The organism is Sphingomonas sp. FW306-1B-B10E, from assembly GCF_058782005.1.
The window spans coordinates 1-24,153 of the sequence record NZ_JBYSXG010000033.1 but is presented as its reverse complement, the minus strand read 5'-3'; the positions used below and the strand labels follow the sequence as shown (position 1 = coordinate 24,153).

Sequence of the window (24,153 nt, the reverse complement as noted above, 5' to 3'; positions counted from 1 at the left end):
AGCCCGCGCCTGCAGCGCCGGCGGCATCGCGGTCCGTCGCCGGCCTGAAGCGGCAACCCCGATTGTTCACGCTCAGAGCCCGCGAAGGGACGCGCGCGTCAAAAGTTCGCGCGCAGTCCGATGCCGAAGGTCTGGTCGCTAAGGAAGAAGGAACGCGGCCTCTCGGACACCGTAAACACTTCGGTGCCGCGCTGGTTCGTGATGTTCGACACGTCGACGAAGAGCGAGAGGCTTTTCCGCAGCTCATAAGTCGCGCTCGCGTCCCATATGCCGAAGGAGCGGCGGGTCTGAGGCAGGTTCAAGGCGCCGCCGGGGTTGAGATTGACCGGGTAGCTTTCGCGCCAGTTATACGCCAGCCGCGCGCGGAAGCCGCCTTTCTCATAAGTGAGCGTCGCATTGTAGGTGCTCGGCGACAGGCCCGACAACGGCTCTTTGCGCCGCAGCGTGGAATTATACCGGTTCGAGTTGATCTTCGTATAGCTGAACCGTCCACCCAGTCCGCCGAGCAGCCCTGGCAGGAAGTCATATTGCTGCTGATATCCGAACTCCCACCCGTCGAGCTTCGCCTGGTCGGCGTTGACGAGCTGATCGATCAGGAAGGTCTGACCATCGATGACTTCGGGAAGTGACACGCGCTGATAATAGCCGTCGATGTCCTTCTTGAAGTAACCGACATACACGAAGCCCGGCCGGCCGAAATACCACTCCACTGTACCGTCATATTGATGCGCCTTGTACGGCATCAGGTTGGGATTGCCTCCCGAGCCGCGATTCTCGTCATAGTCCAGGGTTCTGGTTGGCGACAGATCGAGGAAGCTCGGTTTCGACATCACCTGCGAATAGGCGGCGCGGACCACGAGGTTTGGCGTGATCCGCAAGGCAAGGTTTACGCTGGGCAATGCCGCGCTGTAGCGGCGATCGATGTCCACCGGCTCGAACTCTCCGGTCGTCGGAGCAGTGCGGAAGCCATTGGCTTCCTGTTTGGTGGCAACGAAGCGGACACCGACATTGCCGGTGAGGCGCATGCCCGCAATCTCCTGCCGGATCTTCGCCATCACATAAGCCGCACGGGTGGTTTCGGCGAAGGAATAAGCGAGCAGCGGCTCGATCGCAGGGAAATCCGCCGGAATGCCATAGGCCTCAAGCAATCCCTTGAACTCGCGCACGGAGTCAGGCGTGGGCCGGAGCCAGACCGTGTCGGTCAAGGCGAAACGATTGTCGAAAAGATTGTCTGGAGTCGGCGCGAGAATATCGGTCAGCGGCGAGGCGGGCGTACGGCCGATCAGGTTGATTCCTTCGTCGAAGCCGATGCGGTCCGCGGTGCGACTGGTGAAGCGCACGCCCCATTGCAGCGCCTGGACGATTGGCAAGTCGAGATCCCAGGTCGCGTCGAGCCGCGCGGCTTTTTCGACACCCTCGTTTGGATAATTGTAGGTCGAGATGCGGTCGGGCCGATAGCCTGCCGGATCGAGCAGGTCGATGCCCTGATAATCATAGAAGGGCGTCTCGGGTCGCAGGTCCATCACGTAGAGCGGCGCGATGCCGCCGACGGTGAAGTCGCGCCGCATCTCGTTCTTGGTGCTGCGCAAATAGCTTAGATCCAGCGCCGCGTGCATCCGGCCCCGGTTCAGTTTCACGCCGGCAGCAGCCTGCCAGACCGAGTTCTTCTCGTCCTGAATGTAGCTGGTCACCTGGAACGGCACGTTCCGGAACGTACCCGATTGGAATGTCAAATTGTCCGGCCGCACCGTATAACCCGACTGGAGCGCCGCCCGCGCGCCGTAGCGGGTCTCGTTCAACCGCGCCGCGATGAACGAATGGTCCTGCGTACCAGAGTAACTGTTGTAGATCCCGTCGACATAGATCTCGAGCCCCGGCTGCTTGTACTGGATCCGGCCGCCGACGGCCCACCGTTCGAACTCGCCCAAAGAATAGCGCGTGGTCAGCGTCGTCGGAACATAGATGCTGTCAGCTGGATTGTTGTTGTTGGTGAGGCCGTCACCGCTGCGATCGACGAGGTTCCGCCGGTCCGCGAACGCATCCACCGCGAGCCGGTCGGTGCGGAAGTCGCGACGATCATACAGCCCAGATATCAGCACGCCCAGCTTTCCGTCACCGACTGACCAGTTATTGCCGAGAAGGCCCGAGAGGCTGGGATTCACGCTGTCGCTGAGGCGGCGATAGATGCCGCGCACCGTCGCGGATCCGATTGGTCCCTTGAGGTCCGCGGGACTGCGCAGCCGTACGTCAACCGTTCCGCCAAGGCCGGCCTCGATCTGGTCGGCCTGCGGGCTCTTGTAGACATCGACCCGGCCTACCAGGCCTGCAGGGATCTCGCCGAGATTGAGCGAGCGTCCGACGCCGCTGAAGATGGATCGTCCGGCCAGCGAGGTAGTGATCTGGTTGAGGCCTCGCACGCTGACGCCCGATCCCTCGCCGGTGAATTCGTTGCGATCGAGCGCAATTCCCGGGACACGCTGCAGCGCCTCGGCGACGTTGAAGTCCGGAAGCGCGCCAATGTCTTCGGCCACGACGGAATCGACGATCTGGTCGGACTCGCGTTTGGTGTCCTGCGCCGATCGCTCGCTTGCGCGTGCGCCGACGACGATAATCTCCTCCTCCGACGCTGCGGCCGGTGGCACCTCCTGCGCCACGGCTGGCGCCTGTGCCCAGCCAGGACCGGCATGAACGATCGCTAGCAAAGCTCCTGAACACAGCAGCCGCACATTTCCCGGCATCGCTCTCTCCCTTGTGAGGCGCACCTGACCTTTTGATCATCGCTGTCGCGCCTTTAGCAGATTGGTATGATCAATCGTCTAATTGGTCAAGCCATCTCCACAAATGAAGGGAAGTTTGGTCAGGCCTTTCCTGTCTGCCTCGTTGCCGATCCGGAGCGGTGATGCCGTGGTCGTGAAGCTGGTTGGCACGACGCCGTTGGTGCCAGGCCGGATGGACGCCAATCAAAAATGGCCTTTCCAAAGCGCTTGCAGCGTTGCCGAAGAACGTAACTCTTCTGGGTCAGGCCGATCTGAGGTCGACAAACAGACCGGATAATCAGTCCGGAAGCCCCGGCAGGAGCTTGTCGAGCGTGATCGGAAAATTCCGCACCCGTACACCAGTCGCATTGAAGACAGCATTGGCGACGGCCGCACCCGATCCGCAGACCCCGAGTTCTCCGACGCCCTTGGCGAAGAGCGGGTTCGCGGCGTGGTCGCGCTCCTCTAGAAACAGCACGTCGATGTCGGGAATATCGGCATGGACCGGGACGTGATATTCTCCAAGATCGCGGTTCACGACCTTGCCGGTCCGCGGATCATGGACAAGGTCCTCGGTCATCGCTCCACCGATACCGAAGACAATGCCGCCGATCGCCTGAGAAGTCGCCGTCTTGCTGTTGAGAATGCGTCCGGCCGCGAACACGCTGTTCCAGCGTCTGACCCGGATTTCGCCCGTTATCGCATGCACGCCCACCTCGCAGAAATGCGCGCCGTAGGAGCATTGGCTGAAGCGCGCATTGCTCTCGCCCGGCGCCGACGCGCCTTCGACTACCATGCCGCCTCCCACAAGGTCCGCGAGCCGCCGCCTGGTGGCGCCGGAGATCAACATGCCGTCCTCCAGCTCGACGGTGTCGGCCGGAACTCCGGCGGCCTCTGCCAGCATCGACCGTAATTTCTCGCAAGCCGCATATACTGCCGAGCCGCTGGTCGTCGCTCCCCAGCTCCCGCCCGAACCGGCGCTGGCCGGGTCATCGGTGTCGCCCAGCCGAACGTCGACATCCGCAATTGCGACGCCGAGCAGGTCGGCGGCGATTTGCGCGAGGATGGTGTAAGTGCCCGTGCCGATGTCGGTCATCTCCGTCTGGACGACAACCCGACCATCGTCCCCGATCCGGACGCGGGCCTTGCTGGGGCCGAACAGGTTCCCGCGAGCCGCGGCTGCCATGCCGTGCCCCACCAGCCACTCGCCATCGCGCAATCTGCCGGGTTCCCGGTTGCGCGACGTCCAGTCAAACCGCTCGACGCCGGCACGCAGGCACTCGGCGAGGGACCTGCTGGAAAAGGGAATGCCCAGTTCGGGATGCCGCCGGGGTTCGTTGCGAAGCCGCAGATCGACCGGATCCATGGCCAGCTTCTCGGCCAGCTCGTCCATCGCGCATTCTAGCGAAAGCTGACCGACTGCTTCTCCCGGCGCACGCATCGATACGCCCAAAAGCTTGTTCACCCGAACGACCTTGTGGTCGACCATGCGATTTGCCCCGGCATAGAGCAGATGCGTGGCGATCCCTGCCGGTTCGAAAAACACCTCGCCGGCGAGCTGATCCGTGATCGTCTCGTGCGATATGGCGGTGATATTGCCGATCGGATCGGCACCGAGCCGAATCCTTTGATGCGTGGCCGGTCGGCGGCCCGTCATCTCGAAAACGTGCTGGCGAGACATGACCACCTTGACCGGGCGTCCGATTTGCTGGGCGGCGATGGCAGCCGCCATGGCTTCCGGCATGAGGCCGAGCTTGCCGCCGAAGCCGCCCCCGACATAGGGCGATACGATGCGCACGTCGGTTGCGGCGAGGCCCAGCGCGGTCGCCAGCTGGTTCCGCGTCACTACCGGCGATTGATAGGAACCGTGTACGGTCAGTCGGCCGTCGCGCCACTCGGCGACTGATGCGTGCGGCTCCATCGCGGCATGGGCCTGGCTGGGGGTGGTCCAGACTTCGTCCACGATTGCCGCAGCCTCGGTCATCGCCTCGTCGATGTCCCCCTGTTCGGTGTGGATCAGGAACAGACCGAATATGTCGTCGGTCGGCGGCTCCGCCGCGTTCAAGGCGCCCTCGAGTTCGAAGATGCCTTCCGCAGGCTCGAATTCGACCCGCACGGCCTGCGCTGCGGCGCGAGCGCCTTCGAAGCTCTCGGCCACGGCGACGGCGATGGGCTGCCCGAAATAGACGACGTCGTGGACACCCTGGACGGGGGCGGCGTCACCGCCGAAATCCCCGGCGTTGCGAATGAGGCGGTCGTCGGCGATCACCGCAAGAACTCCTGGCAGCGCCCGCGCCGCCTCGGCATCGAGCCGCCTAACCCGGCCGCAGCCAAAGGGCGCACGCACGAGCACCCCATGCGCCAGCTTCTCCGGAAAATGCTCGGCGGCATAGCGCGCCCGGCCGCTCACCTTGAGCGGGCCCTCTGTGCGGCTCACCGCCGTGCCGACCAATGGCCGGCGCACATCGTCCAGCAAACTGCGCGCGAATGGCGCATCCATTTTGATGCTCGCCTCGGTCATGCCGCATCTCCGGTCAGCTCCGCGAGCACCGCGCCGAGAGTTCGGCGCAGCAGCGGAATCTTGAACTCGTTGCCGCCATGGCCCTTCGCCTCGGCCAGAAGGGCATCCGCGACCTCGTCGAACAGGCGAGCGTCAGGAACCTCGCCCACGAGCAACGCTTCGGCCCGTCGGTCGCGCCAAGGAAGGGTGCCGATACCGCCGAACGCGAGCGATGCATGTGAAATGCGCCCATTCTCCATCGCCACCACGGCTGCGATCGAGACCAGCGCAAAGGCGTAGGACGCACGGTCCCGCACCTTGCGATAATGCTGGCGTCCCTTTCCGGCCGGCGGGAGCACGACTGCAGTAATGAGCTCGCCGGGTGCGAGCGTGTTTTCTAGGTGGGGCGTGCCTTCCGGCAACCGATACAGCGCGTCCAAAGGCCGCATGTCATGACCGCCCGAGCGACTGCGCGTTTCGATCACGGCATCCAGCGCCCGCATCGCCACGGCCATGTCGGACGGATGCGCGGCGATGCAGTCGTCGGACGTGCCCAGGATCGCCATGATTCGGTTGAATCCGCCGATCGCCGAGCAGCCGGTACCCGGCTCGCGCTTGTTGCACGGTGAGGCCGGATCATAGAAGAAATAGCATCGTGTCCGCTGGAGGAGGTTACCGGCGGTAGTCGCCTTGTTGCGAAGCTGGCCCGAAGCCCCGGCCAGGATCGCGCGCGACAAAACGGGGTAGCGCGCACGCACCAGCGGGTGTGCTGCCAGTTCCGAATTCGACACCAGCGCCCCGATGCGAATGCCGCCGTCCGAGGTCTCTTCGATACCGCGAAGATCGAGGGCGTTGATGTCGACCAGATGCCGTGGCCGTTCGATCCCGAGCTTCATCAGGTCCAGGAGGTTCGTCCCGCCCGCGATAAATCGCGCTTCGGGCCGATCGCGACAGAGATCGAGCGCCGCATCGACAGTCGACGGGCGCGCATAATCAAATGCGATCATGCCGGCTCTCCATCCCCCGTCTCGTCGGATGCATAGTGCGCGATTGCCTCGACGATGCGAGGATAAGCGGCACAGCGGCATAGATTGCCACTCATCCGCTCACGAATCTCCGCCACGGTCACCGTCGGTCGCCCCTCGACACTCGTGCTGATGTGACTCGGCCAGCCTTGGCGGATCTCTGCGAGCATACCGATTGCCGAGCAGATCTGGCCTGCGGTGCAATATCCGCACTGAAATCCGTCAGCCTCGATGAACCCGGCCTGGAGCGGATGGAGCTGGTCGGGTGCACCAACGCCTTCGATCGTCGTGATCTCATCGTCGACGTGCATCACCGCTAGTGACAGGCAGCTGTTGATCCGCCGCCCGTTCGTTAGAACCGTGCAGGCACCGCACTGGCCGTGGTCGCATCCCTTCTTGGTGCCGGTCAGTTGCAGGTGCTCGCGCAGTGCATCCAGGAGGCTCACCCTCGCGTCGAGCACCAAGGCATGACGCTGGTGGTTGACGGTGAGGTTCAGCTCAGTTGGCGTTTCCGCCTCGATCCATCGGGCTGTCATTCGCTCTTCTCATTATTGGCGACAAATGCGCTCCGCGGCGGCACGATGGCGACGAAGGTGTCTCCGGTGTGCATCCCGGGAATGCTCTTCGAGCTGCTATCGATTGCGCTACTTCGCCGGCGCCGGCTTATCGAGGACGGCTTTGAAAGCCGGTATATCGAGGAAGGCAGTCACCTCGATGATCCGCTTATTCCGTAGCGTCAGGATCCACAGATAATTGTTCCGGTACGTCGATCCGTCATAGACATCGCCTGTTCCTTCCCAGCGGACGAGCACATCGTCTCCATCGGCCCAGATGCGCTGGACAGCGGGTCGAAGAGGGCCGGTCAGCCGCGCTGCCAACGGCCGTGCCGCGCCATCGAGCAACGCTTCTCTGGAATGATAGGTTTTCGCCACTGTCGGATCAGAACCAACGATGTGCCACACGGCGTCATCGGACAGCAGGCTGAAAAGATCGCCTTCACCCTTGGCCCAATCGTCGAACGCCTGACGTATGAAGTTGCGGTTGGCTTCTTCGTTCGATGTCGTCACGGCTCGCCGCTCCTGCGCAAGGGCGGGCAGCGTCACGACGCAAGCCGAGGCCGCAGCTAACAAGCTTGCATACAGACCTGCGCGCGCCACTACCGATACCCCTCCAGATGGATCTGTGAAAGCTGGTGGGGAATACTCGAAACCGCGCCGGAGTTTCGGAGCCAAAATGTCCGCTCTGGACGGAGGCTGGGTCGACGCTTCATCGCTGTATCGCCCGCCTCCCCGGCGCGAAGTCCTGATCGCGGGCAGTGGAATTTGCGGTTCAGTTCGCAGGATCCGCTTCGGCTCGGAGCGTGTCAGCGAACTGCAGCGATTCGATGAAGTTCATAAAGGTGCGGAGCGCTTGCGACCGGTGGGCATCGGGTGCCGCGTAAAGATAAGCGGGCCACAACAGTGTGTTCCAGTCCGCGAGGATCTCCACGAGCCGGCCGCTCAGCAGGTGCTCCTCGGCAATGAAATCGAGGAGTCGCACAATGCCATAGTCGCTCAACGCCGCTGCAACCAGTGAGGGCGCGTCATTGACGACCAGGCCGCAGTCAACCGCAACGGGGCATTGCGTCCCGTCGTGGGTCTGAAAGTTCCATACATGCGGTTTGCCGGTCACGTCATCGAGCATGCGGATGCAATTGTGGCCCGACGCAATTTCCTGAGGATTGGTAGGCAACCCATGCTTCTCGATGTAAGCCGGCGTTGCGCAGGTCACGACCCGGCTCTCCATGATCAAGCGTTTGTCGAGCCCTTTGGACTCCGGCGCGCCAAACCGGACGGCAACGTCGACCCCCTCCACCAGGAGGTTGTCAACCCGATCGCGCACGAGCAGATTGACCTTCAACTGCGGGTGCATCGCCAGCAATTGTGGCATTGCCGGCACTAAGAGATAGGGGCCGAAGGCTGCATCGGTCGACACGCGCAGCCGGCCTCGTACCGGGCCGTTGCCGGACGGTGACGCGATCTCGCCGAGCCTGTCCAGCATTGGCATGACTTCCTCCAGGAATGCCCGCCCCTCGCCGGTGAGCTTCAGCGCCCGAACGTTTCGGTCGAACAGGCGCATGCCGGTTCGTTCCTCGAGCCGGGCAATGGCCTTCGCCACGCCGGAGCGCGACAGGCCGACGTGATCGGCGGCCCTAGTGTAGCTGCCGCTCTTGGCGACAGCTACGAAAACAGTAATGCCGCTGATGATCCGCGCGTCGTAGAGCATAGGCTAGCGCGCCATGAAGGAGCAGTTGCGCCGGGCCATCGTCTGCCGCAGCAAATTCTCTGTATACGGTCGCACACTTGAGCATCCGCAAACGAACATCCGGGCAGCCGAGCTTCTTCCCGGACCTCCCGGTAGGAAAGCAGACAGCGGCACGTACGCCACGACCGGTTTCAAGCGCCCTGCTCCAGCATCTTCTCTCAAGCTCGTGGCAGAGTGGTAGTCACGATGAATTTCCACGCCGCGACAGCGGCCTCACGGTGCGGATCAGCCTCAAGCGCGTAGCGCGGATTGTCCATGATCCGCCGCAAGACGCCCAGGTTCCCGTACCGCACGACGACGATGTCGTCCCAGCACTCATCCGCATTCCCAACGATCACACCGCGCACGTTCCCCACCCAAAACAGGCCATAGTCTTCACCCTTCGCAATCTCTGCGAACGCGGCGGCATAGCGCGTGAAATAGGCGTCCCTGCCTGAAGTGGGGGGAGCCTGGGTGTCGTCACCGTAGCGCGCTTCGCCGTGAAAACGCAGCATATTCACCATATAGACAGGCTCGTCCGGACCGATTTCGGCAGCGGCCTTGTCCAGCATCTCCATCGTGAACGCCATAAGAATGCCCTCCTATGCGTCCAAAGCGACGACGCCATTGCCATGCAATACGGACGAATGTATTTATTGGCAATGCCAAGACCCTCATTGCGCGACAAGATCATTTCTTCTGGCGTCGAAACGGTTCGCCGCGCGGGGTTCGGTGGGGCCGGCATACGGGAAATCACGCGAGAAGCCGGCGTTCCCCAAGGCTGCTTCACGAACCATTTCCGATCCAAGGAGGATTTCGGCGCCGTCGTGCTGGAACAATATCGTGCACGCGTCGAGGCAATCATGGCAGACACTTTGCATAATGCGCTGCTGACGCCGATGCGGCGCATAGCTGCATATTTTGAGGCGGTCTCGACCCGCCTTGAAGCGGAAGAATGGCGGTTCGGATGCTTGATCGGAAATATGAGCGCAGAAGTTGTCGAGAGCAGCGAATTGCTGCGCCGCCAACTGAGTGCCATCTATGCAACGCATTCCGCGGCTTTCGTGGAGCCAATCAACGCGGGCCAAGCCTGTGGGGAAATCCGTCAGGACCTGAGCGCCGAGGACATTGCGGCTTTCCTGCTGACGTCCTGGCATGGCGCCATGATACGCATGAAGGTCGATCGCGACGGGACGCCCCTCGAGCAGTTCAAAAGATCGGCCTTCGCGTTCATCGCGGCCTGACCGTCACGTTCTCGTTGCACTGAGGCATATTTAGGCCCGCCCGAACAGATACCGGCGCGCCTCTCTGGCCGGACAGGCGCATCACGCATCCCGAGGCCGATCTTAATCTGCTAGACCAACACCTGCGCAACCCCGGCATCTACGTCGCGAAGAATCATCCCGACAAAGTGGACAGATACTCGCGAGCGCCAGCCTTTCTGGTGACCTACAGGAAGCGCGCGGTGTCACCGCGAGACCGTCGTGTCCTGGAGGCCGGCGTCTTTCGGCGAACAGAAGAATCTGAGTTGGGGAGTAGAGCGATGTTGAAGCTGATTGCTGCTGCAATGATTGCGAGTGCCGTCGCAGCCGGCGCGCAGGCGCAAGCCAACCAACCTGCTGGCAAGCCGACGATCGTTCTTGTCCATGGCGCGTTCGCCGATTCTTCCAGCTGGAACGGTGTAATCCGGATCCTCAGCAAAAAGGGATACAGGATCGTTGCTGCCGCAAATCCGCTGCGCAGCGTTGCAGGAGATGCCGCCTATGTTGCCACCGTCCTGAAATCGATCCAGGGGCCCGTCGTACTTGTCGGCCACTCTTACGGCGGCACAGTCATTTCCACAGCCGCGTCGGCGGTCGATAACGTCAAGGCGCTCGTCTATGTCGCCGGCTTCGCTCCCGATATCGGTGAATCAAGTCTCGATCTCACCGGAAAGTTTCCAGGAAGCACGTTGGCCGGGACCTTAGCGCCTCCCGTTCTGCTGCCGGACGGAAGCCATGACCTGTATATCGATCAAGCTAAATTCCCCCATCAATTCGCAGCAGATGTCGCCGCGAACGAGGGAGCCGGGATGGCAGCGACCCAGCGTCCGATCCGCGACAAGGCACTGAACGAAAAGTCCACCACGGCGGCGTGGAAGACGATAGCGTCCTGGTCGATCTACGGAACCGGCGACCTCAATATTCCTCCGGCGGCGATGGCCTTCATGGCCGGACGCGCGAAGTCGAGGCCGACGGTCGTAAAGGGCGCGTCACACGTGGTGATGATTTCGCATCCGCGCGAGGTCGCCGCAGTGATCGAGGCGGCTGCCGCGCACCAACCGTGACGCGCGTGCCAGCGTGAGCCCCGGTTGTTAGCTGGAGTGCTCGCGGTAGCGATTGCCAGGCCGGGCACGGGTCCGATTCGACCAGACCGCGGTTCAGAGCATTGATTGGGACAAGCGAGAGCGAAACCCTCGGCCGGTTCGCTCTCGGCCGACAGTGAACGCAAAGCACTTCTCGAACATGTCAGACGCTTCGTCAGGCGGCGCCCCACTCCCATGGCTGCACGCAATGCCCGCCAAAAATGCGGTCGCGCGGCAAGTCGAAGATGAAATATGGGTTGAGCATCGGTGGCGCGCCCGCGGCGGCGAGCCGAGCTTGCTGTTCCGGCGACAGCAGGATGTCGAGCGATGCGATGTTTTGCTCGATCTGCGCTACTCGGCTCGCGCCGATCAGAACGGAGGATAAGCCCGGCCGGCCGGCCACCCAGGCCAGGGCGACTTGCGCCATCGGGCGACCGATCTCGACCGCCACGGTCCGAAGTACGTCCGCAATGGCGAAATTGCTTTCGGTGAACAGCATGCCGCCAAAGGGATTGTCGCCATTAAGCCGTCCGTCACTCCCGCCTTTCCGAGGCTCGGCAGCGCGGTTCGGCAGGCTGCCCGCCGGACCGGCATCGGCAAGTTTTTCGCGGCTATATTTTCCGGTGAGCATCCCTGCGGCGAGCGGGCTCCATGCCACCAGCCCAAGCCCGAGTGCGCGCCCTGCCGGAATGAGGTCCAGTTCGACACCACGATCGATGAGCGAATAGGAATATTGAAGGCCGATCGGCTCCGGCAGGCCGTGCGCACGAGCGAGCGTTGCGATCTGGGCGACATACCAGGCCGGTGCGTTTGAGCAGCCATAGTGCAGGATGTCGCCGCGGCGGACCGCATCCGTCAACGCACGCAGAACCTCCTCCGGAGGCGTCGTGCGGTCCCACACATGAGTCCAGTAGAGGTCGATGAAATCGGTGCCTAGCCGTCGCAGCGAACCCTCGATCCCGTCGCGGATATTGCGCACGCCGTTGCCACCGGCGAGTGGCGTATCCTCGCGGCGCGGAAAACCGGACTTGGTCGCGATCACCAGCCGGTCCCGCGCGCCCCGCTCGAGGATGAAGCGGCCAAGCATCTTCTCGCTCTCCCCGCCGGAATAGACGTCGGCGGTGTCCAGGAAATTGCCGCCGGCATCGACATAAGCGTCGAAGATCGCGCGCGCGGTCGCCTCGTCGGCGCCCCAGCGGCCGGCGCCGAATGTCATGGTGCCAAGCGCGAGCGGGCTGACGACCAGCCCGGAGCGGCCGAGGGTGCGATAATTGGTGAGGCTCATTGTTGCATCTCCTGCGATATTTGTCAGGAAGGTAGCGGCGAGCGGGCCACGTCATTAGCCTCTGTTTGCGGCAAGGGTTTGTGAAGGACTTGCACTAATGAAGCGTGGTGAACTCGACGATCTGGCAGCGTTCGCGGCTGTGGCGCGGGCTCGCAGCTTCACCCGCGCGGCGGCAGAGCTCGGCTTCTCACCTTCGGCGCTCAGCCATGCAATGCGGGGTCTCGAGCGGCGCCTTGGCGTCCGGCTGCTCGCCCGCACCACCCGCAGCGTGGCGCCAACGGCGGCGGGTGAGCAGCTACTGCGCGTACTGGACCCGGCCCTCGCGGAGGTCGGGCGCGGCCTCGCGTCTTTGGCGCATTGGCGCGGACGACCATCGGGCCGCATCCGACTGACCACCTTCTCGTCGGCCGCCCGGATGATATTGGCAGCAAAGTTGCCGCAATTTCTCGTTGACCATCCGGACGTATCGGTTGAGGTCAACGTCGACAGCCGCTTGGTCGATCTGGTTGCAGAGGGGTATGACGCAGGCATCCGGCTCGGTGACAGTGTCGAGCGTGACATGATCGCGGTACGGGTCGGCCCTGACATGCGGACCATCGTCGTCGGCACTCCCGCCTATTTCTCGCGAAATCCGCCTCCTATGGTGCCCGAGGATCTCGAAGCGCACAATTGCGCTAATTACCGCATGGTCGGGGGCGGACTGCTGCCGTGGGAATTCGAACGAGACGGCCGCGACATCCGTTGCCGCCTTGGGGGCCAGTTGATCGCCAATGACGAGAATGTGGCCTCTGCGGTGGTCAGAGCGGGCGCAGCTCTGGGTTATATGTGGGAGAGTGACGTTGCGGCGGAACTTGCCGACGGGCGCTTGATACAGGTCTTGAGCGAATATTGTCCGCTCGGGCCTGGACTGTTCCTCTATTATCCCAGTCGCCAGGTGACCCCCGCGCTCCGCGCGCTCGCCGATACACTCAGATGGCGGGCGATGGACTGAGACGACAAGGCTTGGACAGGAGGGCAAAGCGCTTTGAACTACCGTGTCCCCATCGCTTGATTTTCCACACCTTTTCCGCAGCGATGGGCTCCTCCGGGGCCTCGGCTCCTTACTTCACCGGCCGCTTCTCCAGCTTTCGCGCCAGCGTGCGGCGGTGCATGCCCAGGCGGCGGGCGGTTTCGGAGATGTTGAAGCCGGTATCGGCCAGCGTCTCGTTGATCATCTCCCATTCGTGGGTCTTGATCGAGGAGGCGCGATTAGTGAGCGGCACGTTCGCGTCGCCGGCGGGCTTTTCGAAGGCCGCCTCGATATCGTCGGTGTTCGACGGCTTGACGAGGTAATGGCAGGCGCCGAGCTTGATCGCCTCGACTGCGGTCGAGATGCTGGCATAGCCGGTGAGCACGACGATCAGCATCGCGGGATCGCGTGCGTGGAGCAGCTGGATGCAGGGCAGGCCCGAGGACGTCGCCAGCTTGAGGTCGACCACGGCGCGCTCGGGTATCTCGGCATCGAGCAGCGCCTGGAGCTGGGCGATGTCGGCGGCGACGCGGACGCGGTAGCCGCGGCGCTCAAACGAACGCTGCAGGGTGCGCGCGAAGGTCTCGTCGTCTTCGACCAGGATCAGGCTGGGCCCCTCCATCAACGCTTCTCCTGGATATTGGCGAGCGGCAGCATCAGGCGCACTTCGGCGCCGCCGCCGACACGGTTGCTCGCCTCGAGCCGGCCGCCGAGGCGGCGCACGACGTTGGTGGCGAGGAACAGCCCGACGCCGTGGCCGGCGCCCTTGGTCGACTGATAGAGCTTGCCGATCTGGCCGAGCGCCTCGCGGCTGAAGCCGTCGCCCCAGTCGCACACTGCGATCGACAGCATGCGGTCCTGGATCGTCGCGCTCAGCCGCACGCCCGAGGGCGATGCCTCGGCGGCATTGTCGAGCAGGTTCCAGATCGCCTGGCGCAGCGCGGCGTCGACTGCGATCACGGCGCCCTCGGCCCCGCCGGCATAAGCGAGCGGCACTTGCGGATAGGCGACCTGCCAGGCCTCGGCGACCGCATCGAGGAACGGGCCCGCCGCCTGGCTCTCCATCGCCTCGCCGCGGGTCTGGCCGGCCGAGTGGAGGATGTCGGAGACGATCGCCTTGCAGCGCTGGACCTCGCCGCGCATCTCCTCGACCTCGGCGGCGAGCTCGGGGTCGCCGGCAATTGCCGGCATGCGGCGCCAGTCGGCGAGGATCACCGAGAGCGTGCCGAGCGGCGTGCCGAGTTCATGCGCCGCGCCCGAGGCGAACAGGCCCATGCGGACGATGCCGTCCTCCTGCGCGGCATGCTGGCGCAAGTCGGCGACGTGCGCGTCGCGGGCGCGCAGGTTGCGGCTGATGCGGGTGATGAACAGCACCAGCAGGCTCGCCACCATGGCAAAGGCGAGCCAGCGGGCGGCGGCGAACAGATCGGCGCTGTCGGTGACGAGGCCCTGGGGAAGCGCGAGCGGCACATAGCTGACGCTCAGCAGCGCATAGCTGAGCGCGGTCGCCCCGAGGAGGACGGCGACGGCGGCGGAGGGCAGCAGGATCGCACCGAGCACGACCTGGACGAGGTAGAGCGAAATGAACGGGTTGGTCGCGCCGCCGCTGAAATAGAGCTGGAGCGTCAGCGCCGCCATGTCGAGCAGCAGCGCCACCATGATCTCGCCGTCATAGACACGGTGCCGCGGCAGCGCGATCGTGCCGAGCAGGTTGGCGAAGGCGAGCGCGAGCACGACGCCGAGCATCTCGAGCACCGGCAGCGGCACGCGCAGCGCGAAATGGACGAGCAGGATCGTCAGGGTCTGCCCCGCGACCGCCAGCCAGCGCAGCTGGACGAGCTGGCGCATATTCTCGGCCGCGGCGGTCTCGAGCGTGCCGACGGCACCGCGAGTCAAAGCGAGGAGCGGCGCGTCCATCAGCGCCGGCCGGTGCGCAGGAAAAAGACGGCCGCGGCGCCGCTGAGCGCGGCGAGCGCGAACCAAGTCAGCGCATAGACGAGATGGCTGTTGCGGAACTGGATCACGGTGAGCCCGCCTATCGGATAGCCGCCGGGATTGGGAGTGGCGTCGGCATCGACGAAGAAAGGCGCGACGGTGCCGAGCCCGCGCGCGCGGGCGATCGCGGGGACGTCACGCGAATACCAGCGATCGGCGGCGGGATCATTGCTGCGCAGGAAGCCGCCATGCGGCTCGCTGACGCGCATCAGCCCGGTGACCGTCACCGGGCCGGGGACCTGGCCGGCCGCGCGAGAGGCGGGCGCGCGGCGTTCCGGGGGGACGAAGCCGCGGTTGACGAGCACGGTGCCGGCGGGAGTGACGAGCGGAGTGAGCACCCAGGCGCCGGGACCGCGCTCGGTCACAGCCTGGACCAGGGTCTCGGACTCGTGGCGGAAGCTGCCGGACAGGCGCACGCGGCGATATTCGTCGGCGCGGGGATCGCTACGCGCCCATTGGCCGGGGTCGGGGAGCGGCGCGGGGGCGACGTGGATCCGCGCTTCGACGCGGGCGATCAGGTCGAGCTTCCAGGCGCGGCGCTCGATCTGCCAGATGCCGAGCGCCGCGAAACCGATCGCCGCGAGCAATGCCAGCGCGGCGAACAGCCCGCGGCGCATGCGGCTCAGGGCTGGGCGCTCATGTCCGCCGGCATCGGCATCATGTTCGCGTTGAGGTGGTACATGATCCATAGCGAGCCCGCGAGCACGATCAGCACGATCACTGCAGTGAAGACATAGGCCATCAGGGTCCAGCCGCCCTCCGCCCGCGTGTTGACGTGAAGGAAGAAGACCGTGTGGACGATGATCTGCACCGCGGCGAAGGCGATGATCACGATCGCCGTGGCCTGCGGGTTCTGCAGCGCGCCGCTCATCACCAGCCAGAACGGCACGGCGGTGAGCACCACCGAGAGCAGGAAGCCGATCAGATAGCCCTTGCGCGTGAAATGGGGCGCCTCGTCATGGCCGTGGCCATGATCGGACCCATGCACGTGGGAAACGTCGTTCATCGCAGGACCCCGAGCAGATAGACGAAGGTGAAGACGCCGATCCAGACGACGTCGAGGAAGTGCCAGAACATGCTGAGGCACATCAGCCGGCGCTTGTTCTCCGGGATCAGCCCGTGCTGGGTGAGCTGGACCAGCATCACGACCAGCCAGATGATCCCGAACGTGACGTGCAGCCCGTGCGTCGCGACCAGCGTGAAGAAGCTCGACAGGAACGCGCTGGTCTGCGGCGTCGCGCCTTCGTGGATCAGATTGCCGAACTCGTAGAGCTCGATCCCGACGAAGCCCGCGCCGAGCAGTCCGGTCAACGCCAGCCACAGCTTGGTGGCACCGACCTTGTCGTCCTGCATCGCGATCACGGCGAAGCCATAGGTGATCGACGAGGTCAGCAGCAAAGCGGTGTTGAGCGCGACGAGCGGCAGCTCGAAGATCTCGCGCGGGGAGGGGCCGCCGGCATAGGCCGTGCTCAGCACGCCATAAGTGGCGAAGAGCGTCGCGAAGATGAGCGCGTCGCTCATCAGGTAGATCCAGAAGCCGATCAGCGTGCTGCCGCCGGCTTCGTGGTGGTGCGCATCGTCGGTGTCGTAGAACGACACTTCGGTCGGGTGCGGGTTGGTGATCGCTTCCGCGGCCATGGTTCAGGCTCCTGCCGCGAGCAGCTTGGTGCGCGCGTCTTCGCTCGCGGTCACTTCGTCCGCAGGGATGAAGTAGTCGCGATCATAGTTGAAGGTATGGACGATGCTGACGACCAGCAGGCCGACCGCCGACACGATCGCCAGCCACCACATGTACCAGATCATCCCGAAGCCGAGCGCGAGGGCGAGGGCCGAGAGGATCACCCCGGTGCCGGTGTTGCGCGGCATGTGGATCGCGCGGAAGCCGGCGGTCGGGCGCTGCGCGTGGCGGTCCTTCATGTCGTACCAGGCGTCGAGATCGTGGATCACCGGGGTGACCGCGAAATTGTACTGCGGCGGCGGCGACGAGGTCGACCATTCGAGCGTGCGTCCGCCCCAGGGATCGCCGGTCGTATCGCGCAGCTTGTCGCGATTCTTGATGCTCACTCCGATCTGGATGATGAAGCCGAGAATGCCGATCGCGATGATCCCGACGCCGATCGCGGCGATGATGAACAAGGGCTGGGTCGCGGGATCCTCGATATGCTGGAGGCGGCGGGTAACGCCCATCAGCCCGGCGACGTACATCGGCGTCCAGGCGACCCAATAGCCGATCACCCAGCCCCAGAAGTGCACCTTGCCCCAGAACGGATCGAGCTTGAAGCCGAAGGCCTTGGGGAACCAATAGTCGATCGCCGCGAACAGCCCGAACACCACGCCGCCGATGATGACGTTGTGGAAGTGCGCCACGAGGAACAGCGAGTTGTGGAGCACGAAGTCGGCCGGCGGCACCGCGAGCAGCACGCCGGTCATGCCGCCGACGGTGAAGGTCAGCATGAAGGCGATGACCCACTGCATCGGCATCTCGTACCGGATCCTGCCGCGGTACATCGTGAACAGCCAGTTGAAGATCTTGGCGCCGGTCGGGATCGAGATGACCATCGTGGCGATGCCGAAGAAGCTGTTCACCGATGCGCCCGAGCCCATCGTGAAGAAGTGGTGGAGCCACACCAGCCACGACAGGATCGTGATGACCACCGTCGCGTAGACCATCGACGAATAGCCGAACAGCCGCTTGCCGGTGAAGGTCGAGGTGATCTCGGAATAGATGCCGAACGCGGGCAGGACGAGGACGTAGACCTCGGGGTGGCCCCAGATCCACACCAGGTTCCAGTACATCATCGGATTGCCGCCGAGATCGTTGGTGAAGAAGTTGAAGCCGGCATAGCGGTCGAGCATCAGCATCGCGAACGCGGCGGTCAGCACCGGGAAGATCGCGACCACGAGGATGTTCGAGCAGAAGGCGGTCCAGACGAAGATCGGCATCTTCATCATCGTCATGCCCGGCGCGCGCATCTTGATGACGGTCGCGACCATGTTGATGCCCGAGAGCGTCGTGCCGACGCCGGCGATCTGCAGCGCCCAGAGATAATAATCGGGCCCGGTGCCGGGGCTGTTCTGGAGGTTGGCGACGGGCACGTAGTTGAGCCAGCCCGCGGTCGAGAACTCGCCGACGAACAGCGAGATCATGACGAGGATCGCGCCCGCCGCGGTCAGCCAGAAGCTGAGGTTGTTGAGGAACGGAAAGGCGACGTCGCGCGCGCCGATCTGGAGCGGCATGACGAAGTTGACGAGGCCCACGACCAGCGGGATCGCCACGAAGAAGATCATGATCGTCCCGTGCGCCGAGAAGACCTGGTCGAAATGGTGGGGCGGCAGATAGCCTTCGCTACCGCCGAACGCCATCGCCTGCTGGAGGCGCATCATCACCGCGTCGGCAAAGCCGCGCAGCAGCATGATGATGCCGAGGATGATGTACATGATCCCGATCTTCTTGTGGTCGATCGAGGTGAACCATTCGCGCCACAGCCAGCCCCACAGCTTGTACTTGGTGACTGCACCGAGGACGACGATGCCGCCGAGCACGACGCCCGCAAAGGTGACGAGCAGGATCGGCTCGTGGATCGGGAAGGATTCGAAGGTGAGGCGGCCGAAGATCGCCTTGAGGATGGATTCGGACATGCTGGCTCCGGCGATCAGGCTGCGGCGGCGCGCGGGGCGCCGGGGACGAAGGTCTGCGTCATGTCGCGGTTCTTGTGCGACGCGGGCTTGGTCGCGCCCGGCGGGTCCGAGGCGCGCGGCTTGGTGACGTTGGGGCCGGTGCCCTTTTCGTCGCCCTGCTTGAAGATCGCGCCTTCGGGCTTCTGACCCGCGGGCGGCGGATTGTTGCGGCCCGACGGCATGCCGGCGCCGGCACGCGGATCGTGCGGATGCCCGCCGCCCGACTGCATGTCGTGGCGCATGACGTCCTTCATGCACGGGGTGTTCGGGTGGACGCAGCGATTGAAGATGCGATCGAACAGGTCGCCATCGACGCCCGAGAAGTAGAGCGCGGGGACCTTTTCGCTCGGCTTTTCGAGCTCGAGGAAGCGCGCGGTGTCGAGCGCGGGACCGCTGCCCTTCACCCGGGCGACCCAGCCGTCGAACCCGCCCTGGTCGACGCCGTAGAGCTTGAAGCGCATGTTCGAGAAGCCGGCGCCGCTGTAATTGGCGGACATGCCCTCGAACTGGCCGGGCTTGTTGAGCACCGCGTGCATCGTGCTGCGCATGCCGGGCATGGTGTAGATCATGCCGGCGAGCGTCGGCGCGTAGAAGGTGTTCATCATGTTGCTCGACGTGAGATCGAAGCGGACCTGCCGGTCGACCGGGAGGACGAGCTCGTTGACCGTGGCGACGCCCTGTTCGGGGTAGATGAACAGCCATTTCCAGTCGAGCGACACCACCTGCACGGTGAGCGGCTTCGCCTTGGGATCGATCGCCTTCTCGGCCGAGACGCGGTTGATCGGGCGGAACGGGTCGAGCAGATGCGTGCTCCACCAGGTCAGCGCGCCGAGGCAGATGATGATCAGCAGCGGCGCCGACCAGATGACCAGTTCGAGCGCGGTCGAATGGTCGAAATGCGGATCGTAGGTCGCGTCCTTGTTGCTCTGGCGGTAGCGCCAGGCGAACACGACGATCAGCGCCATCACGGGCACGATGATCAGCAGCATCAATGCGGTCGAGATGTAGATGATGTCGCGCTGCTGGAGCGCGATGTCGCCGGCGGGATCGAGCACGGCGTTGTTCCCGCACGCGCTCAGCAAGGCGGCGAGCGGCAGCACAAGGAGAAGCCGGCGGGCAATGGACATTGGTTTGTCTTCGCGCATGGCCTCCGCCTATCCCGGCGCGCGCCTGCGCCGACATTGGACATTTTGTCCTATCCCCGTCGCGGCGCTTTTCTGGTGCAACGCGCGTTCAAACGCAATAACACAGCAAGAAGCTGCCGGAGCCAAAAGAATGAGTGCACCGATCGCCGCGTCGAACTCGACGCCGCTCGAACGCGACGCCCGGGTCGTCAACGCCCGCGACAAGCGGATCGCGCCGGGCGAGATCGCCATCGGCGTGATCGTCGGCCGCACGAGCGAGTTCTTCGATTTCTTCGTCTATGCCATCGCCTCGGTGCTGGTGTTCCCGTCGCTGGTCTTCTCGTTCGTCGATCCGCTGACCGGCACGCTCTATTCGTTCGGCCTGTTCGCGCTCGCCTTCCTCGCGCGCCCGCTGGGCTCGGCGATCTTCATGTGGATCGACCGCAATTACGGCCGCGGCGTCAAGCTGACGATCGCGCTGTTCCTGCTCGGCGGCTCGACGATGGCGATGGCGTTCCTGCCGAGCTATGAGCAGGTCGGCGCCTTCGCAATCTGGCTGCTCGCGGCGTGCCGGGTCGGCCAGGGCGTGGCGCTGGGCGGCGCATGGGACGGGCTGCCGTCGCTGCTCGCGCTCAACGCGCCCGAGAAGAATCGCGGCTGGTATGCGATGATCCCGCAGCTGGGGGCGCCGCTCGGGCTGATCGTCGCGGCGGGGCTGTTCGCCTTCTTCCTGTCGACCCTGTCGCACGAGGACTTCCTGTCCTGGGGCTGGCGCTATCCGTTCTTCGTCGCCTTCGCGATCAACGTCGTCGCGCTGTTCGCGCGGCTGCGGCTGGTCGCGACGCCCGAGTTCGAGCATCTGTTCGAGAGCCGCGAGCTGCAGCCCGCGCCGTTCTGGGAGACGGTGCGGCTCGAGGGGCGGACGATCGCGCTGGGTTCGTTCGCGCCGCTGGCGAGCTTCGCCTTGTTTCACCTGGTGACGGTGTTCCCGCTCTCCTGGGTGACGCTCTATTCGGGCGAGCAGGCCGAGCGCTTCCTCGTCATTGAGATCATCGGCGCGGTCGCCTGCGTGCTGTCGATGCTCGCCTCCGGAATCATCGCCGACCATGTCGGGCGCCGCTCGGTGCTCGGCGTCTCGGCCGGGCTGATCGCCGCCTATAGCGGGTTCGCGCCGCAATTGCTTGGCGCCGGCGGGTTCGGCGAGACGGTGTACATGCTCGCGGGCTTCGTCCTGCTCGGGCTGGCCTTCGGCCAGTCGTCGGGCGCGGTCAACGGCAGCTTTTCGAGCGAGCGCCGCTATACCGGCGCCGCGACCACCGCGAACTTGTCCTGGCTGCTCGGCGCGGGCTTCGCGCCGTTGGTGGCGCTGCTGCTCGCGAGCACTTTCGGATTGTGGTCGGTGGGCGTGTATCTGCTCTCGGGCGCGCTGTGCACGCTCGCTGCGCTCGGCATCAACAAGGAATGGGCGCGCCGGAGCGAGTCCGAGCGCGAAGCCGGGGTGACGCCGCAGGGCTGAGCGCGGTCGGAGGTCTCACTGTTCCCCGGCGAAGGCCGGGGTCCAGTTGCGAGACGGTCAGAGAGCTTGGTACCTGCTCGCCGGGCCCGTCGAACCTGGGCCCCGGCCTTCGCCGGGGAACAGGCTGGCTTCGGTTAGATTCTCACAAATCCGGCAGCGTCTGCTCCGCTTCGCCCCAGCCTTGCAGTGCGCGGCTGGTGGCGCGCTCCAGCAAGGTCGCGGCGTCGCGGATCGTATAGGCCTTGGCAGTGTCGAGGTCGCGAAGCTCGGTCCAGGTGATCGGCGCGGCGACCGGCGCGTTCTCGCGGGCGCGCGCGACATAGGGCAGCACCGCGGTCGCGCCGCGCTGGTTGCGCAGATAGTCGAGGAAGATCTTGCCCTTGCGCGTGACCTTCTTGAGGTTGGCGGTGAAGCGCTCGGGCTCGGCCTGCGCCAATGCCCGCGCAAAGCGCTCGGCGAAGCTGCGCACCGCGGGCCATTCGGCGCTCGGGATCAGCGGCACGACGACATGGACGCCCTTGCCGCCCGAGAGCAGGGGCCAGCTGGTCAGCCCGATATCGGCGAGATGCGCATTGATGTCCTGCGCGGCCTTCTTGACCATCGTGAAGTCGAGCCCCTCGTCGGGGTCGAGATCGAACACCAGCCGGTCGGGCTTCTCGATGTCTGCGACCGGCGCGCCCCAGCCGTGGAACTCGATCGTCCCCATCTGGACGCAGGCCATGATCCCGTCGAGATCGTCGACATAGAGATAGGGTTGGACGCTGCCGTCCTTCTCGCGGACGTCGACATGGTGGACATGGTCGCCGAAGCTGCCGGCGTCGTGCTTCTGGAAGAAGCAGTGCTTGGCGCGACCCTGCGGGCAGCGCACCAGGCTGATCGGGCGGTTGCCGAGCCAGCGCAGGGCGATCGGCGCGACCGCGGCGTAATAATCGGCGAGTTGGCCCTTGGTCAGCCCGGATTCGGGATAGATCACCCGCTCGCGGCTGCTGATCTTGATGCTCGATTGGGCGACCTCGGACGCCTTGGGAAGCGACGCGGGCTTTTCGGCGACGATCTCGGCGGGTTTCTTGTCCTCGCGCAAGGCGATGAAGCTGGCGTGGCGGACGACGTTCTCGGCGGTGAACTCGCTGAACGCCACCTCGGCGACGAGCTTCGGTTCGATCCAGCGTGCGCCCCGTGCTTCCGGACGCGGGACCTTCACCGGGGGCTTGTCAGCGGCGATCTTATCGAAACGGTCGCGCAGGTCCTGCAGCCGCGCCTGGTTGAACCCCGTGCCGACCTTACCGGCATAGACCAGCCCGTCGCGGCCGTTGACCGCGAGCAGCAGCGAGCGGAAGCCCCGGCCCTTGGCCTCGCTCGGCGTCCAGCCGATGATGACGAACTCCTGGCGGCGGATGCACTTGACCTTGAGCCAGGACTTGGTGCGGGTGCCGCGATAGGGCGCGTCGGCGCGCTTCGAGACGATCCCTTCATAGCCCTCGCGGCACATCGTTTCGAACAGTTTCTCACCCGCGCCGACGATATGCTCCGAGAAGAGGATGCGCTCGTCGGCGCCTTCGAGCAGCGCGCGCAGCCGCTCCTTACGCGCCAGCTGCGGAAGCTTGGCGACGTCCTCGCCGCGATCGGAGAGCAGGTCGAAGGCGAAGAAGGTCAGGCCTTGCCCGCCCGCCGAGATCGCTTCCTGCAGGGTCGAGAAATCGGGCTTGCCGTCCTTGTACGCGACGATCTCGCCGTCGATTAGCGCGGGGCCGGGGAGCGATGCGGCCGCCTCCGCGATGCCGGAGAATTTGTCGGTCCAGTCTAGCCCCGAGCGCGTGTAGATCTTCGGGCCTTTGCCGCCGGTCGCGATCAGCGCGCGATAGCCATCATATTTGACTTCGTGGAGCCACTGATTGCCGGCGGGCACGCTGTCGACCAGCGTGGCTAACTGGGGTTGGGTGAAGTCGGGGTGTTTCGCTCCTCCCCGGGACGGGGAGGATCTTGGATGCCTTCTTCCCCTCGGCGATCTCCTGCATCGTGCGGCCGGTCTTGATGCTGGTCAGCCCGGTCTCGACGAGGAAGTCGGTCGCGCCGGCATGTTCATCGTTGATCTTTCGCAGCAGCCAGTTCTCGTTCTTCTCCTTGCCGCGCGGCTTCAGCCGGATCAGCAGCCATTCGCCCTTCATCCGCTCGCCTTCGAGGCGGAAATGGAGATGGCCCTTCTCGATATCCTTGGCGCTCTTGCCCTCGATCGGCTCCCAGACGCCGTCGTCCCACAGCATCACCGTGCCGCCGCCATATTGGCCTTTGGGGATCGTGCCCTCGAAATCGGCATAGGAAAGCGGGTGATCCTCGGTGCGGACGGCGAGGCGCTTGGCGTCGGGATCGAGGCTCGGGCCGCGCGTCACTGCCCAGCTCTTGAGCACGCCGTCGACTTCGATGCGGAAGTCCCAGTGGAGCCGAGTGGCGTCGTGCTTCTGGACCATGAAGCGGTTGCCGCCGGTGCGCGCGATCTTGCCCGCGGGTTCGGCGGTCTGGGTGAAGTCGCGCTTGGCGTTGTATTTGGCGAGCGGGTCGCGATCGCTCATTCTCCCCTCCCGCTTGCGGGAGGGGCAGGGGGAGGGGAGGACCTCACGCCGGCACGCTTGCGGCACTGCGC

At 64.7% G+C, this 24,153-nt stretch carries 19 protein-coding genes and 1 pseudogene; 4 read left to right on the top strand and 16 right to left on the bottom strand.

The window, feature by feature from the left end:
• Positions 1-98: 98 nt before the first annotated feature.
• From AC3WJI_RS13550 to AC3WJI_RS13520, 7 genes are all read right to left on the bottom strand, one after another.
• Positions 99-2,654 carry a TonB-dependent receptor gene (locus AC3WJI_RS13550; RefSeq protein ID WP_492757802.1) on the bottom strand — a complete coding sequence of 852 codons (2,556 nt, stop codon included), beginning with the start codon at positions 2,652-2,654 and terminating at the stop codon, positions 99-101.
• A 400-nt stretch (positions 2,655-3,054) separates the two neighbouring features.
• Complete coding sequence (locus AC3WJI_RS13545) at positions 3,055-5,277, bottom strand: xanthine dehydrogenase family protein molybdopterin-binding subunit (protein ID WP_492757801.1); 2,223 nt, start codon at positions 5,275-5,277, stop codon at positions 3,055-3,057.
• Positions 5,274-6,263 (bottom strand): FAD binding domain-containing protein, encoded by a 990-nt coding sequence (locus AC3WJI_RS13540; RefSeq protein ID WP_492757800.1) that lies wholly within the window; start codon positions 6,261-6,263, stop codon positions 5,274-5,276. The genes AC3WJI_RS13545 and AC3WJI_RS13540 overlap by 4 nt, the downstream gene beginning before the upstream one ends.
• Positions 6,260-6,817, bottom strand: coding sequence for a 2Fe-2S iron-sulfur cluster-binding protein (locus tag AC3WJI_RS13535; RefSeq protein ID WP_492757799.1), 558 nt, complete (start codon positions 6,815-6,817; stop codon positions 6,260-6,262). Before AC3WJI_RS13535 ends, AC3WJI_RS13540 begins: the two co-directional genes overlap by 4 nt.
• Positions 6,818-6,925: 108 nt before the next feature.
• Positions 6,926-7,384: a nuclear transport factor 2 family protein gene (locus AC3WJI_RS13530; protein WP_492757798.1), complete on the bottom strand. Its 459-nt coding sequence runs from the start codon at positions 7,382-7,384 to the stop codon at positions 6,926-6,928.
• Positions 7,385-7,610: 226 nt separating this feature from the next.
• On the bottom strand, positions 7,611-8,546 hold the full coding sequence (locus tag AC3WJI_RS13525) for a LysR family transcriptional regulator (protein ID WP_492757797.1): 936 nt from the start codon (positions 8,544-8,546) through the stop codon (positions 7,611-7,613).
• A 197-nt stretch (positions 8,547-8,743) separates the two neighbouring features.
• Positions 8,744-9,154: a hypothetical protein gene (locus tag AC3WJI_RS13520; RefSeq protein ID WP_492757796.1), complete on the bottom strand. Its 411-nt coding sequence runs from the start codon at positions 9,152-9,154 to the stop codon at positions 8,744-8,746.
• Positions 9,155-9,211: 57 nt separating this feature from the next.
• Between AC3WJI_RS13520 and AC3WJI_RS13515 the strand changes: the two genes are divergently transcribed.
• Together AC3WJI_RS13515 and AC3WJI_RS13510 are read left to right on the top strand one after the other, a co-directional pair.
• Entirely contained in the window at positions 9,212-9,808 is a 597-nt protein-coding gene (locus AC3WJI_RS13515) for a TetR/AcrR family transcriptional regulator (RefSeq protein ID WP_492757795.1), read from the top strand.
• 299 nt (positions 9,809-10,107) lie between these two features.
• Positions 10,108-10,890, top strand: coding sequence for an alpha/beta fold hydrolase (locus AC3WJI_RS13510; protein ID WP_492757794.1), 783 nt, complete (start codon positions 10,108-10,110; stop codon positions 10,888-10,890).
• Between the two features lie 193 nt (positions 10,891-11,083).
• Here the strand turns inward: AC3WJI_RS13510 and AC3WJI_RS13505 are convergent, their stop codons facing one another.
• The gene (locus AC3WJI_RS13505) at positions 11,084-12,193 is read right to left on the bottom strand and encodes an aldo/keto reductase (protein WP_492757793.1); all 1,110 of its coding nucleotides are present in this window, start codon (positions 12,191-12,193) and stop codon (positions 11,084-11,086) included.
• A gap of 97 nt (positions 12,194-12,290) precedes the next feature.
• Between AC3WJI_RS13505 and AC3WJI_RS13500 the strand changes: the two genes are divergently transcribed.
• The gene (locus AC3WJI_RS13500) at positions 12,291-13,184 is read left to right on the top strand and encodes a LysR family transcriptional regulator (RefSeq protein WP_492757792.1); all 894 of its coding nucleotides are present in this window, start codon (positions 12,291-12,293) and stop codon (positions 13,182-13,184) included.
• A gap of 109 nt (positions 13,185-13,293) precedes the next feature.
• Here AC3WJI_RS13500 and AC3WJI_RS13495 read toward each other — a convergent pair whose 3' ends face one another.
• From AC3WJI_RS13495 to cyoA, 7 genes are read right to left on the bottom strand one after another with little or no spacing between them, the layout of a single operon-like run.
• On the bottom strand, positions 13,294-13,824 hold the full coding sequence (locus AC3WJI_RS13495) for a response regulator transcription factor (protein ID WP_492757791.1): 531 nt from the start codon (positions 13,822-13,824) through the stop codon (positions 13,294-13,296).
• Positions 13,824-15,119: an ATP-binding protein gene (locus tag AC3WJI_RS13490; protein ID WP_492757790.1), complete on the bottom strand. Its 1,296-nt coding sequence runs from the start codon at positions 15,117-15,119 to the stop codon at positions 13,824-13,826. The genes AC3WJI_RS13495 and AC3WJI_RS13490 overlap by 1 nt, the downstream gene beginning before the upstream one ends.
• Positions 15,119-15,814, bottom strand: coding sequence for an SURF1 family protein (locus tag AC3WJI_RS13485; protein WP_492757789.1), 696 nt, complete (start codon positions 15,812-15,814; stop codon positions 15,119-15,121). The genes AC3WJI_RS13490 and AC3WJI_RS13485 overlap by 1 nt, the downstream gene beginning before the upstream one ends.
• Before the next feature lie 5 nt (positions 15,815-15,819).
• Positions 15,820-16,203: a cytochrome o ubiquinol oxidase subunit IV gene (gene cyoD / locus AC3WJI_RS13480; RefSeq protein ID WP_492757788.1), complete on the bottom strand. Its 384-nt coding sequence runs from the start codon at positions 16,201-16,203 to the stop codon at positions 15,820-15,822.
• Positions 16,200-16,835: a cytochrome o ubiquinol oxidase subunit III gene (gene cyoC, locus AC3WJI_RS13475; protein WP_492757787.1), complete on the bottom strand. Its 636-nt coding sequence runs from the start codon at positions 16,833-16,835 to the stop codon at positions 16,200-16,202. Before cyoC ends, cyoD begins: the two co-directional genes overlap by 4 nt.
• A 3-nt stretch (positions 16,836-16,838) precedes the next feature.
• Positions 16,839-18,836 carry a cytochrome o ubiquinol oxidase subunit I gene (gene cyoB, locus AC3WJI_RS13470; protein WP_492757786.1) on the bottom strand — a complete coding sequence of 666 codons (1,998 nt, stop codon included), beginning with the start codon at positions 18,834-18,836 and terminating at the stop codon, positions 16,839-16,841.
• Positions 18,837-18,850: 14 nt separating this feature from the next.
• Entirely contained in the window at positions 18,851-20,002 is a 1,152-nt protein-coding gene (cyoA, locus tag AC3WJI_RS13465) for a ubiquinol oxidase subunit II (RefSeq protein ID WP_492757785.1), read from the bottom strand.
• A gap of 148 nt (positions 20,003-20,150) precedes the next feature.
• Here cyoA and AC3WJI_RS13460 point away from each other — a divergent pair, with 148 nt between their 5' ends.
• Complete coding sequence (locus AC3WJI_RS13460) at positions 20,151-21,515, top strand: MFS transporter (protein ID WP_492757784.1); 1,365 nt, start codon at positions 20,151-20,153, stop codon at positions 21,513-21,515.
• Between the two features lie 142 nt (positions 21,516-21,657).
• On the opposite strand, the pseudogene ligD reads toward AC3WJI_RS13460, so the two are convergent.
• Positions 21,658-24,082, bottom strand: a pseudogene (gene ligD / locus AC3WJI_RS13455) (DNA ligase D).
• Between the last annotated feature and the right edge of the window lie 71 nt (positions 24,083-24,153).

Excerpts from the sequence above, each read along its gene's own strand:
- AC3WJI_RS13485 (WP_492757789.1), bottom strand. The coding sequence starts at position 15,814 with ATGCGCCGCGGGCTGTTCGCCGCGCTGGCATTGCTCGCGGCGATCGGT.
- AC3WJI_RS13545 (WP_492757801.1), bottom strand. The coding sequence starts at position 5,277 with ATGACCGAGGCGAGCATCAAAATGGATGCGCCATTCGCGCGCAGTTTG.
- AC3WJI_RS13500 (WP_492757792.1), top strand. The coding sequence starts at position 12,291 with ATGAAGCGTGGTGAACTCGACGATCTGGCAGCGTTCGCGGCTGTGGCG.
- AC3WJI_RS13460 (WP_492757784.1), top strand. The coding sequence starts at position 20,151 with ATGAGTGCACCGATCGCCGCGTCGAACTCGACGCCGCTCGAACGCGAC.
- cyoC (WP_492757787.1), bottom strand. The coding sequence starts at position 16,835 with ATGGCCGCGGAAGCGATCACCAACCCGCACCCGACCGAAGTGTCGTTC.
- AC3WJI_RS13525 (WP_492757797.1), bottom strand. The coding sequence starts at position 8,546 with ATGCTCTACGACGCGCGGATCATCAGCGGCATTACTGTTTTCGTAGCT.
- AC3WJI_RS13495 (WP_492757791.1), bottom strand. The coding sequence starts at position 13,824 with ATGGAGGGGCCCAGCCTGATCCTGGTCGAAGACGACGAGACCTTCGCG.
- AC3WJI_RS13540 (WP_492757800.1), bottom strand. The coding sequence starts at position 6,263 with ATGATCGCATTTGATTATGCGCGCCCGTCGACTGTCGATGCGGCGCTC.
- cyoA (WP_492757785.1), bottom strand. The coding sequence starts at position 20,002 with ATGTCCATTGCCCGCCGGCTTCTCCTTGTGCTGCCGCTCGCCGCCTTG.
- AC3WJI_RS13510 (WP_492757794.1), top strand. The coding sequence starts at position 10,108 with ATGTTGAAGCTGATTGCTGCTGCAATGATTGCGAGTGCCGTCGCAGCC.
- AC3WJI_RS13490 (WP_492757790.1), bottom strand. The coding sequence starts at position 15,119 with ATGGACGCGCCGCTCCTCGCTTTGACTCGCGGTGCCGTCGGCACGCTC.
- cyoB (WP_492757786.1), bottom strand. The coding sequence starts at position 18,836 with ATGTCCGAATCCATCCTCAAGGCGATCTTCGGCCGCCTCACCTTCGAA.
- cyoD (WP_492757788.1), bottom strand. The coding sequence starts at position 16,203 with ATGAACGACGTTTCCCACGTGCATGGGTCCGATCATGGCCACGGCCAT.
- AC3WJI_RS13535 (WP_492757799.1), bottom strand. The coding sequence starts at position 6,817 with ATGACAGCCCGATGGATCGAGGCGGAAACGCCAACTGAGCTGAACCTC.
- AC3WJI_RS13520 (WP_492757796.1), bottom strand. The coding sequence starts at position 9,154 with ATGGCGTTCACGATGGAGATGCTGGACAAGGCCGCTGCCGAAATCGGT.
- AC3WJI_RS13515 (WP_492757795.1), top strand. The coding sequence starts at position 9,212 with ATGTATTTATTGGCAATGCCAAGACCCTCATTGCGCGACAAGATCATT.
- AC3WJI_RS13505 (WP_492757793.1), bottom strand. The coding sequence starts at position 12,193 with ATGAGCCTCACCAATTATCGCACCCTCGGCCGCTCCGGGCTGGTCGTC.